Raw genomic sequence first — 15,435 nt, 5'->3', positions numbered from 1 at the left:
CCTTAGGTAATTTGTTAAAACTATATAAAATAGATAAATGAGCGTTAAGTCGGCAGAAATATGCGCGATGAGCGCACTATTAAATTGTTATACCTTTAAGGAGTAAGAATTGAGCGAATACTTTGAAATCGCTTACGCAGCTACTTCAAATCGGCTGTGTTTATTCACTGGAACGGGATTTTCCATGTCTGTCTCGGATAGTCAGGCACCAAGTTGGCAAGGTCTTTTGGAGTCAATGTGTGACCTTTTAAAAGAAGGGGCTTCTTTAAAGGAAAGTCTATTTCCTAAAGGTGGCAAAAATACACTAGGGATGGAGGAGGCAGCTCAAGTAATTGCTATCGAGCTGCAAAAAGAAGGCAAAAGTATTCATGAGGAAATCGCGAAAGAAATTAGTTCAGTTGAGCTAGCTGGCGACAATTCTCCGATCGAGGAATTCTTATCAAAAAAAGCATGTCGTGTTGTAACTACCAACTACGACAAGCTTGTTGAGAAAATTGTGGGCATTGATGAATGTCATTCTTTAACCCCAGGGCTTCCAATTCCCAGATCATCTGCGAGAGTTAAAGTTTATCACGTTCATGGTTCAGTCGATTCTCCAGAAAATATGGTCGTCACTTCTGATGATTATTTCAAATTTATTAATGGGGAGTCGTACTTTTCTAGAAAACTGAGCACTGTTTTACATGAAAATACGGTAGTGATTTTAGGTTACTCTCTTGGTGATACAAACCTGAAATCTATAATCAGTGACTATAAGGGTTTTTCAAAAAACCATGTTATCGGCTCTAATATATTTTTGGTGTCTAGATCAAAAGTAGATCAACCTGTTAAAGACTATTATGCACATTGCTATGGGATCCGAGTAATTGACGAAACCGAAAGCCATGATTTCTTTAGAAGGCTAAACTCTGAAATTCCAAATGCTGAAAAATGTACCGAGTCGTCCGTTGAAAATATTAGAAAGGTGGTTAATGGAGGCCACCATTTTACCAAAGACTTCTTAAGGATTGAGAATACATTCTATGAAATAGTTGCTTCTATAGCGGCAATCGGCTTAAGCATTGATGATAAAAGAGTTGTAAAAGCTCTAGGTCAAATAATTGAGTTTAAAACTGAGTTAACTACGGAGAACAATGCTTGGGAGCAATATGAACATATTGCAAGGTGGTTGATTTATCTTGCGAGTATATTGGATATAAAAGGTACTTCAATAGAAAAGATCTTCTTAGAAGCAGTGTTAAGGTCCATGAACACAATGAGGAAAGAGCTCTACATTGGCTATTCTTGGCATGCCTATAACTCGTGGAACTTGCGTTGGTCGGGAATCATCGCTTCAAACAGAGTAATGATAAGATACCATATTGTAGCGAATACAGCTTGGCCAGATGCATTGCAAGTAGTGAACCGTAACTAGGTATAACAAGGCGCTCAAGCAAGGACGCAGCAAGCTGCGCCGCTTAGCTTAGCGTTATGTGAATCTCACGGTAAGGAGTACCAATGAACAAATATATTTCAATTCTAGCTATTTCAATCTCTCTAATTTCAACCATTGCTTTTGCGAGTGATGATAAATTTGATTATGAGAATTTTGTTAAGCAATACCATCAAGCAATGACTAATACACAACAACCAGGAGCATCTAAAGAAGACTTAGAGATTTACTTGTCATTCTTAACTGATGATGTTGGTAATCAACATTTTCCTAATGCGCCAGATGACTCAAGAGAGCCTGATGGTAAAAAATTAATGCGTGAAGGTATGTCTCGATATTTAGGTGTTCATACCGATTATAAAGCAAAAATTCTTGAGTATATTGTTGGTTATAATTCCATAGCACTTAAACATACTTTCTCCGCTACAGGCTTACGTTCAGACGGCTCAGAGTTTAGCTATAACAAAGTGGTACTAGATGTTCTTGAGTTAGAAAATGGTAAAGTATCAGTAATTCGCAGGTACGGTAAATAATTCACATAACAAGGCGCTTAAACGGAAAACTTACAGTTGGCTCGCGCTTCGCGCAGTTTAGCCTAACTGTATTTTTCCGCTTACCTTGGCGTTATGCATTTCCGTAAGCTGGAGAAATCAGTGAACCCAATCTACGACAATAGTAATACTTTCGCGAAGATTATTGCTGGAGAGGCCCCCTGTGTAAAGGTCTATGAGGATGATTTAACGCTCGCATTCATGGATATAATGCCGCAGAAGGATGGTCACGTATTAGTAGTACCCAAGGAACAAGCGGTCACAATTTACGATCTGTCTGCAGAAGCTGCTCAAGCATGCATGCTAACCGTTCAGAAAATAGGTAAAGCTCTCGAGCGCGCTATGGGGGTGACTGGGTCAACCATATTCCAGCACAATGGCTCTTCTGCCGGTCAAACTGTGGGGCATTTTCATTTTCATGTTTTTCCAGGACCTTTGTTGGTGATAAAAGACCATGGCGTGCAGTTTGAAGAGGTTGGGAAGCTTAAAGAGATAGCTGCGTTAATCATTTCACAATTAGAAAGTCCACATGCATAACAAGTGCAGGCACGGCGACTCCCACTGCATTGCGCCTCCGGCTCCATTTCGTGGGCGCGCGTGCTGCAAGCGTTACCACTGTCTGCAAATGGCACAAACCGGAAATAGCCCACTCACTAATTCTATATTCATACATTAAGGTTTCTAAAGCCTCAATGTAATTAATTTGCAACTATTCAAATATTTACCTAAACCTAATCTTACTTAGATTTAAGGTGAACTCTAATTAATAAATCTCAATTTAAGTGCCATACCTCGAATGAAATTCAAACAATTCTCAAGCTGCCGCGAATTCTCAATTTAAGTGGCGCTGGCCAAAAAATGCAAAAAATTTAATTTTTGATCAAAAACCAATTGATAACTATTTTCGTTTAGATTAATATAAACCCACTAAATGAAATTGAGAGTTGTTTGTATTCATGTATGTTTGTCTTTGTCACGGTGTGACCGATAAAAAAATTGAGCAAACCATCGACGATGGTGCTACTACCATGCGCGAGCTAACTAAAGAGCTTAAAGTGGGCAGCCAATGCGGTAAGTGTTGTTGTTGTACTAAAAAGATCCTCAATCGTAAACTGATTCAAATTGCAGATATAACCGATCAAGTGGCTTAATAGTAATCTACATAAATAGGCCTACCTAAACGAATTGGTATAACATTTAAAAATTAAACATAAAAAAAGCAGCCTTAGCTGCTTTTTTTGTATTTATAACTTTAATTTACAGTTGCGATTGTAAGTAGTTTTCAAGCCCAGTGTTTTTGATCAGTAGTTGCTGTGTTTCTAGCCAATCAATTTGCTCTTCTTGCTCATTTAAAATGTTATCGAGCGCTTCACGACTAATGTAATCTTTTTTACTTTCAGCTAGTTTAATCGCAGCACGTAGCTCATCTACTGTATCAAGTTCAAAGCTCATGTTAGCGGCAATCATTTCTTCGCTGTTTTCACCAATGCGTAAGCGTCCTAAATCTTGAAGGTTAGGCAGGCCTTCTAAAAATAAAATACGCTCAATTAAACGGTCGGCGTTTTTCATTTTTTGTATCGATACTTTGTAATCAGCTTTGTCTAGTTTACTAAAACCAAAATCTTTAAACATGCGTGCATGTAAAAAGTATTGGTTAATACCCACAAGCTCATTAGCAAGTACTTTATTTAGTGCTGCAATAACGTCTTTATCGCCTTTCATAATGTAAGTCCTTATTCGCCCATTTGAGCTTGGTGATAGTTTTGAGTGCCAATTTTGTCAATCAGACCCAGTTGTTGCTCTAACCAGTAGACGTGATCTTCTTCGGTATCAAATAATAGCTTTTCTAGAATTTCACGAGATTGATAATCTTGCTGTTGTTCACAGATAGCAATAACGTCTTTAACACACTCAACCACTTCAAGTTCTAAGGTTAAGTCGTTTTGCATCATGCTTTTTACATCGTCACCAATTAGCAGGTCACGACGTTTGGTCATGTTTGGTACGCCTTCTAAAAAAAGAATACGCTTAATTAGCCAGTCAGCGTGGTCTTTTTCTTCTTCCATTTCATGGTTAAGACGCTCATAAAGTTTGTTTAAGCCCCAATCGTCGTACATACGAGAATGAATAAAATACTGGTCAATAGCAGCTAATTCGTTAGCTAACAATGTATTGAAGGCGTCGATTACTTTTTGATTACCTTTCATAGCGCTTATCCTAAAAATTCTAATTGTGGCTAGTCTAGTATATAGGCACAGAATTGCAAGTAATTTACTTATAAATCATATGGTTAATATTGAGTTTGATTCTCGTTTAAGTTTGCATTGCTGGTTAATAAACGGACAGGTTGTTATTTGTATTTTAGATCAGCAAGTTAGTTGAGGGTATAAGCGCGTTCATACCGTAAAAGTATGAACGCGTAAGTGATCAAAATTGATAAGTAACACCCACTGTGGCCGTTGTACCTAAACCTTTAATGTTGTATCCACCATAGGTGTAAGATTGCGCACGGGCAGGGAAGTAGTCTTGGTTAAATAGGTTTTCTATCCCGATAAAACTTTTCCAGTTGTCTGCGAACTGATACTGACCACTTAAATTAAACACAGTGTAGTTATCGACAGGTCCCTGATCGCCAACATATTTACCATTATCATTAGGCTCAAAGCGCTTTCTATCACCCACATACAAGTAACTTAATGTTAATGACAGGGTGTCCGTAGGTTGCCAGTTAAGATTGGCTGTGGCTTTTGGTGGGCTGATTTGCTTAGAGCCTAAATATATATCGGCTTCAGTATTTTTACCTTCTACATAACTATACGTTGCCAGTAATTTAAGAGATGGGCTTATGGTGTAGTCTACTAAGGCTTCATAACCCCAAATTTCTTGAGGTGCTCTAACCGGTTCATAAACACCGGTTACTTCATTAAATTTGTTTGTAGTACCAAGCTCAGAGGTGCTTCGATATGCTGCGACTTCTAAACGAACTGCATCAAATTGAGAATTAAAACCAATTTCATAATTATCGATAATTGAAGCTTGAGTTTGAATAAGGCCTATATCATTTACTGTGGCAGAGCGAAGTAGGCGGCCAATATCTGATATATCAGATCCCTGTGAGTAGTTTAAAAAGGGGCTGAATTTTTCATCTAGATTGTATTTAATGCCCACGTTATAGGTCGTAGCATTGTAATCAACCGTGTCGCCTTTTACGCTAATTGGCACAGAGCATTGCGTGGCCGTTTTACATAATTTAAGCGTTCGATAATCATCTACGCTAAGGTCGATATTTTCTTTGCGTACACCGGCCTTTATTATTAAGTCATTAGCAATAACCCACTTAGTTTGTAAAAAGCCCGCGACACTTTTCATGTCCATTTCTGGCACCCAAACACGCCCATCAACCAGCGGTTGTGCAGTTACATCATTTAACGCATCAATTCCGTAAATGAATGACGCTTCAACTGAGTCAAAGTCTACCTGGGTATTAAAAGTTGCTCTGGCGCCTTTTTTTTCTGAACTTATAACTGATTGACCACCTTGATAATTCTCATCCGGATTGGCAAGGTTTGGAGAGAAGAAAAACACATTTTCTATATCTTGCGTATAGAGGTCTAACGTCATTTGTGTGTTTTCAAGCAGTGCGTAGTCGGTGTATTTTAAGGTTATATTTTCGTTGCCTTCTGGCCCTTGTGGTTTACCTTGCTTTTGTAATTCTGACGGTACATGAATGGCGTAGGTTTTTTCTCCTAGGCTCATATCACCAACAACATCGCCTAAGTCGGTTTTTTGTTGTGAACTGAAGTAGTTATAACTAAATTGGAGTTGCTTTTCATCATCAAAGTCATAGCCAAGCTTAGTGAAGTAATTTTGTGTAACGGCATCAGATAAACCATATTGTAAACCGAGAACATCGCCTTGCGAATCGCGTTGTACACCGTTTTCTTCATAGCTTGCAGTTACTAAGTAGCTAAACTTATCGGCACGACCATTCAATGCTGCAGATAACCTTGCGCCTGCGCTTTCTTCAAGTTTTACCGCACTAAAACGACTCGATAAGCTTATTTCACCTTGGGTTTGGCCATCGCTTTGTGCTTGCTTGGTAATATAGTTAATAATTCCGCCTGATGCGCCGTTACCATAAATTGACGTTGCTCCTTTTATGACTTCTATTCGACCTATTGCGCTTGGATCTAAGGTTTTTACCCCTAATGATCCGTTACGCAGTGGCGTTGACTGTGGCACGCCATCAATCATGAGCAGTGGGGCACGCCCGCGTAAAGTTTGTCCTGAATTACTTGAGCTTCCAGTATCTGGAGCAAGGCCGGGAACCATTTGTGCTAAAAGGCTTTGTAATTCTGGATTAACTTTTAAATGCGCTTCTATTTGCTTTTGACTAATAATAGTTATGGAAGCAGGGACTTCATCAATACTTTCAAAAACACGACTACCCGAAACAATAACGTGCTCCATTTCTGTTTGATTTAAATTTCTTTGGATCGTTGATTCGTCTGCAATACTGGCGCCACTGACTATTAATGCTATTAAGCTCAGAGATGTTTTAAACATGCGGGTCCTTCGTTTGAATGGTTTTAGTTGTATTAATGATGGGCGCAATATTAAGAGTAATTTAAAGTAAACGCAAGGTTAATGATAATTGTTTTTATTTGCATGCATGCTATTGCAAGCTATAGGGGGTCAGATATAACGTTGCGTTAAAAATAGATGCTCGTAACGGCAGTTGATTATTGTTAGCAGGCCTTCTGCGTTTTGTTGCACAAGGCATAAAAATAAAGATGTGTTCAGTTTTAATTACAAAGTACTTTGTATAATCAAACTAAGGTGAACAACACTCAATTACGCAGTGTTCAATTGCAAATTCATCATGTAAATAGTGTTTTATGGCATTAAGCTCAATAGGGGTATCTGTTTGCATCACAATTTCACAGTGAGTGGTAGTATCGTCCAGTTGCCACGCTTTTATTGATTTTATTTGCGTAATAGCAAACTGTTGTAGTAATTTTTTGCTTATAAGTTGCTGATCAAAACCAATGGGGGCTGCCTGCATTAAAATGCTGCAGCTGGCTTTAAGTAATAATACACCATGATAAATAACGTACAGTGATATTAAAATGGTCGCTATTAAATCAACTACATACCACTGGTATAAAATGATTAAAGTACCGGCAATAATAACGACTATTGATGCCATTGCATCAGACACATTATGAATAAACGCCGCCTTTATATTCATGTTGTTTTTAGCGCCGGCTTTAAAGGTTAATAACGCAGTGACTAAATCAACGAGTAGCGCCACTGCGGCAACCCATACAATGATCCAGCCATTGATAGGTTGGGGGTTTAAATAACTATTTATGGCTTCAAAAATTAAATAACCACCGATCACTATTAACGTAGTGCTATTAAAAAGGGTTGCTAGTATCTCTGCGCGTTTATAGCCAAAATGATGGGTTGTATCAGCCTGTTTATTGCCAATTTTTCGGGCAACGAGGGCAATAAAAATAGAAGCCGCATCACTTAGGTTATGTAATGCATCGGCAATTAATGAAAGGCTGCCAGAAAATACGCCACCAACAACTTGCACTGCAGTCAGTAAAACATTTATAAATACGGCAAGGGTGAGCTGTTTATCACTTTGGTTATCATCAACGTGACTGTGTGAGTGACCATGACCCATTTTAGTTAAACTCCCTTATTGCTTTACTTTTTACCCATAATGACAACTTTTTACCATTTATAAAAGCGCTGTTTTAATTTGTTTTTTAGATATCGTAATGGCTAAATTTAAATAACCCCGTGATAGTTACGTATTGAATATAAAAACGATATGCTAGGGTATAAGTAAATGTATTAATGGCTTAAGTTATCATAATTATTTAGGCACTTTTTATTTTAAATTTAATAGGCATAAAAGTCGTTTTGAAGGGTTAATAACAATGAACACAGCAATAGAAATTCGCGATGCACAGCCAAGTGATGCAAAAACAATTCTGCATTTTATTAATGAGCTTGCCATTTACGAAAAAGAGCCAGATGCAGTTAAAACAGATGAACAAGCAATTTTAGATACACTGTTTTGCGACGGCGCAACAGCGCATAGTTTAATTTGTTTACAAGATGATGAACCAATTGGTTTTGCGGTGTATTTTTACAACTACTCTACTTGGTTAGGTAAAAATGGTCTTTATCTAGAAGATTTATATGTTAGCCCAGGTAGCCGTGGAAATGGTGCCGGTAAAGCTATCATGAAAGAGCTGGCAAACAGAGCAATAAGCAAAGACTGTGGTCGCTTTGAGTGGGTAGTGCTTGATTGGAATAAACCCGCGATTGATTTTTACAATAGCATGGGCGCTGAGCCACAGAATGAATGGATTATATATCGTTTAACGGGCCAAGCATTGATTGATTTTGCAAACAAAGATTAGGGTCTGTTGACCTTTTAAGGTTAAATCCGTAAAGGTTAACAGACCCTAGTGCCGAATATGGCCAGTAATATACCTAGTTTTTGTTAAGCTAAGCGCTACATAACTTATAAGAGCAATTTATGGTTAATCAGCATTGGCAAAAAGCGCGTCAGAGCCGCGATGCGCGTTTTGATGGGCTTTTTTATGTAGCGGTAAAAACCACAAGTATTTATTGTCGGCCAATTTGCCCCGCGCCCACTGCACATGAAAAAAATGTAACCTACTATCAGTTTGCGCACTCTGCTGCGCAAGCAGGGTTTAGGCCTTGTATTCGTTGCAGGCCCGATAGCGCACCAGGTAGTGCTGCTTGGCTGGGATCACAAACCACTGCATTGCGTGCTAAGCAGTTAATTGATCAATATCACGAGTGTGATTGTGAAGTACTTGCTGCGCGTTTAGGAATAAGCAGTCGCTATTTAAGGCGGCTTTTTTCTCAATATTTTGGTCTTTCAGTTACTCAATATCGATTATTCAATCAATGCCATTTTGCAAAAAAATTGATTCAAGAAACCAGCTTACCGCTTACCGAGATAGCGTTTGCTTCCGGCTTTAAAAGTGTGCGACGATTCAATGATGCTTTTTTAAAACAACTTAATATCGCGCCCTCAGCGCTCAGAACCGCCAAGCACTCAGCTGATCTTGGGCTCACCTTAATTTTGCCTTTTCGTCCGCCGTATAACTGGCAAGCATTGCATGGGTTTTTAGCAAAACGACTTATAGAGCCAATAGAGTGGTTAACGCCAACCAGTTATGGGCGTACTTTTACTTATAAATCGTGTAGAGGCCGCTTTAATGCTGAATTTATTGCAGATAAACATCATTTTCGGGTGCAAATTGATATAGATAATACGCAATATTTACAGCCAATTATTAACAACATTCGCCGTGTACTTGATTTAGATGCAGATACTTATTTAATTGAGGCGCATTTAAGCGAACACATTAATAATGCATTTCCACTTACTAAAGGCTTAAGGTTACCGGGTATTTGGTCAACCTTTGAAGCGGGTATTCGCGCTGTGTTAGGTCAGCAGGTGAGTGTAACTGCGGCGCATAATTTAGTGACTCAATTAGTGCAACAGCTTTCGGAGCAACAAGAGGGAAAGGTGTACTTTCCAACACCTGAAGTAGTGGCAGGTAGTGATTTTGCTTTTTTTAAAATGCCGCAGGCACGTAAAAATGCACTGCATAATCTCGCTGAATTTTGTGCTATTCACCCCAAGGAGGATGATTTAGACCAATGGCTTACTTTAAAAGGAATTGGCCCTTGGACGGTTAATTACGCAAAACTGCGCGGTCAAAGCCAACCCGATATTTTACTTGATGGCGATTTAGGGGTTAAAAAAGCCCAAGCGGCAGCAAGCTCGTTTGAATCTGCGAACTGTGCACCATTTCGATCTTACTTAACTTTTCAACTTTGGCAGCAATTATGATAGTGCAAACCAGTTTACCCAGCCCGATTGACGATATTATTATTCAGGCAACTGAAAACGGTATTAGTTATGTGGGGTTTTATCCACCGACCAGTTATACCAGTACGCCTTTAAATAAGGTGACTAATTCACATGTTTTATCTTGTGTGGCGCAGCTTAATGAGTATTTTGCTCATACGCGTACTGAGTTTGATTTAGAGCTTGATACTGGCGGCACGCCATTTCAGCAAAGCGTATGGCAGGCATTACAAAGCGTACCGTTTGCTAAAGTGGCAACCTATAAAGATATTGCCATACAATTAAATAATCCTAAAGCAGTGAGGGCGGTGGGGGCTGCAAATGGCAAAAACCCAATCAGCATTATTGTGCCGTGTCACCGCATCATTGGTGCAAATAAAAAGCTAACTGGTTATGCTGGTGGCCTAGAGCGTAAGCAATGGTTACTAGAGCACGAAGCAAAATAAATAAAATAGCGTTTCCAAATTTGTATTCTCTGCACTTTAGGGTAGCATAAGCGCACTTTTTATTTGAAGGCACGGCCATGGCGCAATTATACTTTTACTACTCTGCAATGAATGCAGGTAAATCAACCACTTTATTACAATCAGCGTTTAATTATAAAGAGCGCGGTATGGAGCCGGTGATCCTCACGGCTGCCATTGACGATAGAGCAGGAGTGGGCAAAGTATCCTCTCGTATAGGCCTTCAAGCAGATGCGCATATTTATGATGCGGATAAAGACGTGTACGAGCTAATTAAATCGCTCAATAGTGATAAAAAACGTCATTGTGTACTCGTGGATGAATGTCAGTTTTTATCTAAAGATCAAGTTATGCAGTTAACCGATGTAGTCGATGAATTAGGCATTCCCGTATTGTGTTACGGCTTAAGAAACGACTTTAGAGGAGAGCTATTTAGCGGCTCGCAATATTTACTTGCTTGGGCTGATAAGTTAATAGAACTTAAAACGGTGTGTCATTGTGGGCGTAAAGCAAATCACGTATTACGTACCGATGAAAATGGCGAGGCTATTTCCGATGGCAACCAAGTAGAAATTGGCGGCAACGACCGTTATGAATCGGTGTGCCGCAAACATTATAAAGCCGCGTTAAATATGGGCCGTTAGGGCTTTTATAAAGGTATCTATATCCGCTTTGGTTATACCTAAATGGGTTACTAGCCTAAGTTGCTTACTTGGGCTAAACACAATGTCCTGTGCTTTTAAATTTGCTGCTAGTTTTGTGATGTTTATGCTGTTATCAAACGTAGCGTAAACCATGTTTGTGGTATTACTCATGTTTACGTTAAAACCTGCCACGTTATTTAACTGCTTTGCTAAATAACGTGCATTAGCGTGATCATCGACTAAACGTTGCGTGTTATTTTCTAACGCATATTGCCCCGCAGCAGCTAATATACCCGCTTGGCGCATACCGCCGCCAAGCACTTTTCGCCACCGTCTTGCTTTGGCTATCAATGCTGTTGAACCAAGCAATAATGAACCAACAGGTGCACCTAATCCCTTTGATAAGCAAATAGATACAGAGTCAAAATGTTGGGTTATTTCTTTAATATCAACGTTAAGCTCGGCAGCGGCATTAAAAGCGCGAGCGCCATCTAAATGCAGTGCTAAGTTATGTTGATCAACAAATTCCCGTGCTTTGAGTAAATAATCAATACCGAGTACTTTACCACCTATGGTGTTTTCAAGGCTTAACAGGCGGGTTTTTGCAAAGTGGCTATCATCGGGTTTAATTGCTGCAGCAATTTTAGTAAAACATAGACTACCATCGGCTTCATTTTCAATAGGCTGTGGCTGAATAGAGCCTAAAACGGCAGCGCCACCGCCTTCAAACTTGTAGTTATGAGCATTTTGGCCACATATATACTCATCGCCACGTTCACAATGGGCCATTAATGCAAGTAGATTTGTTTGTGTGCCTGAGCTACAAAAAAGTGCATCTTGCACATTAAAACGTAATCGAGCATAAGCTTCTAATTGGTTTACACTTTCATCATCGCCATAAACGTCGTCGCCGACGGGGGCATGATACATAATATCCCGCATTTTGCTGCACGGCTTTGTTACTGTATCTGAGCGAAAATCTATCATGGGGTGTCCTTAAGTGGCTTTATACTAATTCTTCACAAATTTGTTTTCGGGTGGCTTTATCAAAATAGCTCCATGCAATAAAGCGACTGACTTTTTGCCCTTGTGCCATTTCAACAATTTTAAATTCACTAATAGGCTGTTGTTTTAGCTGTGCTTCTAAGGCTGCTAGAGTTTCTTTTTTAGAAACCAACGAGGTAAACCAAATTACTTGGTCACTGTGATCCCAGCTTTCTTTGATCATGTTAGAAATGAATGCTAATTCACCACCTTCACACCACAGCTCATTACTTTGTCCGCCAAAATTAAGTGCTTGCGAAGGCGCTTTGCCTAAGTTTTTCCATTTACGTTCACTGCCTTTACTGGCTTCTTCTGCACTGGCGTGAAATGGCGGGTTACACATCGTTAAATGATACAAATCTTTCGCATTAATCACCCCTTTAAAAATATGCTCGGGATTTTTTTGTTGTTTAAGCGTTATTTTTAGATTATTGAACTGAGCGAGCTGCTTGGCTATTTTTATTGCTGCAGAGTCTATGTCGCTGCCAGTAAAATGCCATTGGTATTCGCTATTGCCCGTTAGCGGGTAAACTAAGTTAGCGCCAGTGCCTATATCAAGCACTTTAATTTGTCGGCCAGTGGGAATAACCTGCTGATTATCTTCGCTGAGTAAGTCAGCTAAGTAATGAATATAATCTACTCTACCTGGAATAGGTGGGCACAAGTTGTGCTCAGGAATGTCCCAAAAGTTAATGTTGTAATGACTTTTTAATAGCGCCTGATTCAAGGTTTTTACAGCTAAGTTATTACTAAAATCAATACTTTGATTGCCTGCTGGAGTCGTAATTAAAAAAGCAGTTAACGAAGGGGTTTGCGAGGTAAGCAAATTAAAATCGTAACCATTTTTGTGTTGATTGCGCGGATGTAATTTAGAACGAGTTGATTTTGCTTTCATGAGGCTTTTTTAACAACAGGAATAAAAGCCAATAGTAACAAATACAGACAGAAAAAGTGCATAATTTTCCCTTTGGCTTACCAGTTATTACTGGTAGGATGAGTTGTTAGCAATTATAAGGAATTCGCTTTGGCAGTTACTCAAGAGTCTGTTTTTATTAAATTAGGTGACCATCAAACACTGCATTTGCGCCGTATCGCAAACCAGCAGCCAAGTGGGCCTGTGGTGCTATTAATTCATGGCGCGGTAGAAAATGGCAAAATATTTTACACTCATAGCAATAAAGGGTTAGCGCCTTTTTTAGCTGAACAAGGGTATTGTTGCTACGTAGCTGATTTACGCGGGCGTGGTGAAAGTAAGCCAGCTATTTGTAAGCAAGCACGGTATGGACAAACTGAGGCGATTGTTGAAGATATTCCGGCATTTATTGAGAAAATTGAACAGTTAGAGAGTAAAAAACCTGACTTTTTAGTTGCTCATTCTTGGGGTGGGGTGTTGCTTAATAGCGTGTTTGCTCGCTTTCCTGAGCTGATAAACGATGTAAAAGCGTGTGCCTATTTTGGTTCAAAGCGTTCGCTATTTAATAACCACCCTAAAAAGTTATTTCAGGCCAATTTGATTTGGTATTTTATGGCACCAATTTTAGCGAAAAAACACGGTTATTTACCGGCAAAACGCTTGAAGTGGGGTAGTGATGACGAAACTCAAAAGTCGCATTACCAAAGTATGCAGTGGGCTAAGCAAAATCCGTGGATAGACAGTGATGATGGCTTTGACTACGCTAAAACATTAGCAAATCTTATGCTTCCTCCAACGTTACATATTGCTGCAGTAAAAGATAAAGCATTGGCGCAGCCTATCGATATTCAAAAGTTTATTGATGAATCAGGTACTGGGGTGCAAAAAATGCAAATATATGGCCGCCGCTTTGGGCACAAAGTAGATTACGACCATATTAATATGCTTACTCACCCTCAGGCACGCCAAGAACAGTTTATGGATGTGCTTAATTGGTTTGAGGCAACGAGAGCAAACTAAGTAAAGGGGCTTCATAACGCTGCCACTTATCAAGGCTTTTGTTATTTACAGGTTGCCTGATGGCATGTTTACTGAGCGTTGTAACGGCGCTTTTGTTTTTGTAAAAGTCTAAACAAGTCTGTTCAAATTCGCAGCCAGTAAAACTCAATAGTGCGGTTAACTGTTCCTTGGGACTTTCAATTAACTGCTCATAACTTAAATTATAAATAGCTAAGCGGTTAAATTGCTGCCAATGGCTCATTAGTTTTTCATAAAGCTGATGGTACAAAGCAAATTCATTTAAATCACAAAAATAGGGTTCGTTTTCAGCAAAGTAATTAGTAAACACTGAAAATGCGGTTGCGTGAAAGTTGCGGGTCAGGTTAATAAACTTAGCATCTGGGAATAAAATATAAATTAACCCTAAGTTTTGGTAGTTGCTAGGCAGTTTATTGATCACATATGTGCCGTTGCTCCCCGAAGAATTTAACGTATCTAAATAAATAGCTCTGGCTTGGTTAATTAAAGGCGTTGTTAGTTTAGTTAAACATTGAGGGTAGCGTAATCCTGTTTTATGTTCTAAAAAAGCCACTACCTTATTGCTAATACTGGTGTCCTCTCCAAGCGTTGTCCATTGACTGTGCCCTGCTAACATTTGCTCGAGTAGGGTTGAACCGCTTCGTGGCATACCAATAATAAACACGGGCGTAACAGGATATTTTTTATTTAGGTTTGCTAAATTAAGCACACTCTCATTGTTATATTCAATAAGTTGGTCATAAAACTCAATTAAATCTTCAGTATTAAATTCACTGAGTTTGTGTTGTTGCTGATTGGCAATAACAAAATAGTTAAACGCTTGATCAGTATCGTCTAACTTGTCGTAACTTTTAGCTAAAGCATAGTAGCAGACCATTTTTAAGCGTAGGTTATTTGTTTGCGTTAAAAAATGGTGTAACTGATCGATGTAATTATTTGCTTTATTAAAGCGCCCTAATTGTACCAATTCAAATAAAACATAAGCCGTAACCGGTGCTATTCCAAGCTTTAATGCTTCCTCAAGCGTTGACTGTGCTTTATCGAGCTCGCCAAAGGTTAAATGGTGCTGAGCTAAATAATAATGGGTATCTGGGTTGTCTGCGGCAATGCTTGTTGCGTATTCGAGTACTTTTTGCGCATCTTCAGGGGAGTTGACCGCATTAAATGCATCACTTAATGCATACAAAGGCTCCAATACATAAGGGAGGTGCTGACACGCTCGTTGTAGTATATACACAGCGGCATCAAATTGTTCTAAACGCAGCGCCACCTTACCTAGGCCAAACAGGGCATCACCATTATCTGGCTCTGCTTGTAATAGCGTTTTGTAATGAAACTCAGCTTCTCTAAGCTTGTTTTGTGCTAATAATTCATTCGCTTTTTTTAGTAGCATAATACAACTAATATTCTTTTTAT

Annotated in this window: 16 protein-coding genes; 9 read left to right on the top strand and 7 right to left on the bottom strand. The window is 39.2% G+C overall.

What is annotated here, in order from left to right:
- Positions 1 to 109: 109 nt before the first annotated feature.
- The 4 genes from B1F84_RS16865 to B1F84_RS16850 all read left to right on the top strand — a co-directional run bounded on the left by B1F84_RS16865 (position 110) and on the right by B1F84_RS16850 (position 3,134).
- The gene (locus B1F84_RS16865; protein ID WP_131692156.1) at positions 110 to 1,414 is read left to right on the top strand and encodes an SIR2 family protein; all 1,305 of its coding nucleotides are present in this window, start codon (positions 110 to 112) and stop codon (positions 1,412 to 1,414) included.
- Between the two features lie 83 nt (positions 1,415 to 1,497).
- The gene (locus tag B1F84_RS16860; RefSeq protein WP_131692155.1) at positions 1,498 to 1,965 is read left to right on the top strand and encodes a nuclear transport factor 2 family protein; all 468 of its coding nucleotides are present in this window, start codon (positions 1,498 to 1,500) and stop codon (positions 1,963 to 1,965) included.
- 120 nt (positions 1,966 to 2,085) lie between these two features.
- Positions 2,086 to 2,520, top strand: coding sequence for an HIT family protein (locus tag B1F84_RS16855; protein ID WP_205988867.1), 435 nt, complete (start codon positions 2,086 to 2,088; stop codon positions 2,518 to 2,520).
- Between the two features lie 419 nt (positions 2,521 to 2,939).
- A complete protein-coding gene (locus B1F84_RS16850; RefSeq protein WP_010389142.1) occupies positions 2,940 to 3,134 on the top strand; it encodes a (2Fe-2S)-binding protein in 195 nt (64 codons plus the stop codon).
- A gap of 106 nt (positions 3,135 to 3,240) precedes the next feature.
- Here B1F84_RS16850 and bfr (B1F84_RS16845) read toward each other — a convergent pair whose 3' ends face one another.
- The 4 genes from bfr (B1F84_RS16845) to B1F84_RS16830 all read right to left on the bottom strand — a co-directional run bounded on the left by bfr (B1F84_RS16845) (position 3,241) and on the right by B1F84_RS16830 (position 7,678).
- Complete coding sequence (bfr, locus tag B1F84_RS16845; RefSeq protein WP_008112262.1) at positions 3,241 to 3,705, bottom strand: bacterioferritin; 465 nt, start codon at positions 3,703 to 3,705, stop codon at positions 3,241 to 3,243.
- 11 nt (positions 3,706 to 3,716) lie between these two features.
- Complete coding sequence (bfr, locus tag B1F84_RS16840; RefSeq protein WP_054201288.1) at positions 3,717 to 4,190, bottom strand: bacterioferritin; 474 nt, start codon at positions 4,188 to 4,190, stop codon at positions 3,717 to 3,719.
- Between the two features lie 220 nt (positions 4,191 to 4,410).
- Entirely contained in the window at positions 4,411 to 6,549 is a 2,139-nt protein-coding gene (locus tag B1F84_RS16835; RefSeq protein ID WP_131692153.1) for a TonB-dependent receptor, read from the bottom strand.
- 268 nt (positions 6,550 to 6,817) lie between these two features.
- Positions 6,818 to 7,678 (bottom strand): cation diffusion facilitator family transporter, encoded by an 861-nt coding sequence (locus B1F84_RS16830; RefSeq protein ID WP_131692152.1) that lies wholly within the window; start codon positions 7,676 to 7,678, stop codon positions 6,818 to 6,820.
- Between the two features lie 259 nt (positions 7,679 to 7,937).
- On the opposite strand from B1F84_RS16830, the gene B1F84_RS16825 reads away from it, so the two are divergent.
- The 4 genes from B1F84_RS16825 to B1F84_RS16810 all read left to right on the top strand — a co-directional run bounded on the left by B1F84_RS16825 (position 7,938) and on the right by B1F84_RS16810 (position 11,024).
- The gene (locus tag B1F84_RS16825) at positions 7,938 to 8,426 is read left to right on the top strand and encodes a GNAT family N-acetyltransferase (protein WP_131692151.1); all 489 of its coding nucleotides are present in this window, start codon (positions 7,938 to 7,940) and stop codon (positions 8,424 to 8,426) included.
- A gap of 119 nt (positions 8,427 to 8,545) precedes the next feature.
- Entirely contained in the window at positions 8,546 to 9,898 is a 1,353-nt protein-coding gene (locus B1F84_RS16820) for an AlkA N-terminal domain-containing protein (protein WP_131692150.1), read from the top strand.
- Positions 9,895 to 10,362 (top strand): methylated-DNA--[protein]-cysteine S-methyltransferase, encoded by a 468-nt coding sequence (locus B1F84_RS16815; protein WP_075170325.1) that lies wholly within the window; start codon positions 9,895 to 9,897, stop codon positions 10,360 to 10,362. Before B1F84_RS16820 ends, B1F84_RS16815 begins: the two co-directional genes overlap by 4 nt.
- A gap of 77 nt (positions 10,363 to 10,439) precedes the next feature.
- Complete coding sequence (locus tag B1F84_RS16810) at positions 10,440 to 11,024, top strand: thymidine kinase (protein ID WP_131692149.1); 585 nt, start codon at positions 10,440 to 10,442, stop codon at positions 11,022 to 11,024.
- Here the strand turns inward: B1F84_RS16810 and ltaE are convergent.
- On the bottom strand, positions 11,007 to 12,011 hold the full coding sequence (gene ltaE / locus B1F84_RS16805; protein ID WP_131692148.1) for a low-specificity L-threonine aldolase: 1,005 nt from the start codon (positions 12,009 to 12,011) through the stop codon (positions 11,007 to 11,009). The genes B1F84_RS16810 and ltaE overlap by 18 nt on opposite strands.
- 19 nt (positions 12,012 to 12,030) lie before the next feature.
- Complete coding sequence (rlmF, locus tag B1F84_RS16800) at positions 12,031 to 12,963, bottom strand: 23S rRNA (adenine(1618)-N(6))-methyltransferase RlmF (protein ID WP_131692147.1); 933 nt, start codon at positions 12,961 to 12,963, stop codon at positions 12,031 to 12,033.
- A 129-nt stretch (positions 12,964 to 13,092) separates the two neighbouring features.
- Here rlmF and B1F84_RS16795 point away from each other — a divergent pair, with 129 nt between their 5' ends.
- Positions 13,093 to 14,001 (top strand): alpha/beta fold hydrolase, encoded by a 909-nt coding sequence (locus B1F84_RS16795; protein ID WP_131692146.1) that lies wholly within the window; start codon positions 13,093 to 13,095, stop codon positions 13,999 to 14,001.
- Here the strand turns inward: B1F84_RS16795 and B1F84_RS16790 are convergent.
- A complete protein-coding gene (locus B1F84_RS16790; RefSeq protein WP_131692145.1) occupies positions 13,970 to 15,412 on the bottom strand; it encodes a sulfotransferase in 1,443 nt (480 codons plus the stop codon). The two genes, B1F84_RS16795 and B1F84_RS16790, sit on opposite strands and share 32 nt — an antisense overlap.
- Positions 15,413 to 15,435: the final 23 nt, after the last annotated feature.

The sequence above is a fragment of the Pseudoalteromonas sp. DL-6 genome (assembly GCF_004328665.1).
Classification (GTDB): Bacteria; Pseudomonadota; Gammaproteobacteria; order Enterobacterales; family Alteromonadaceae; genus Pseudoalteromonas.
This window is presented reverse-complemented; position numbering and strand designations above follow the sequence as displayed.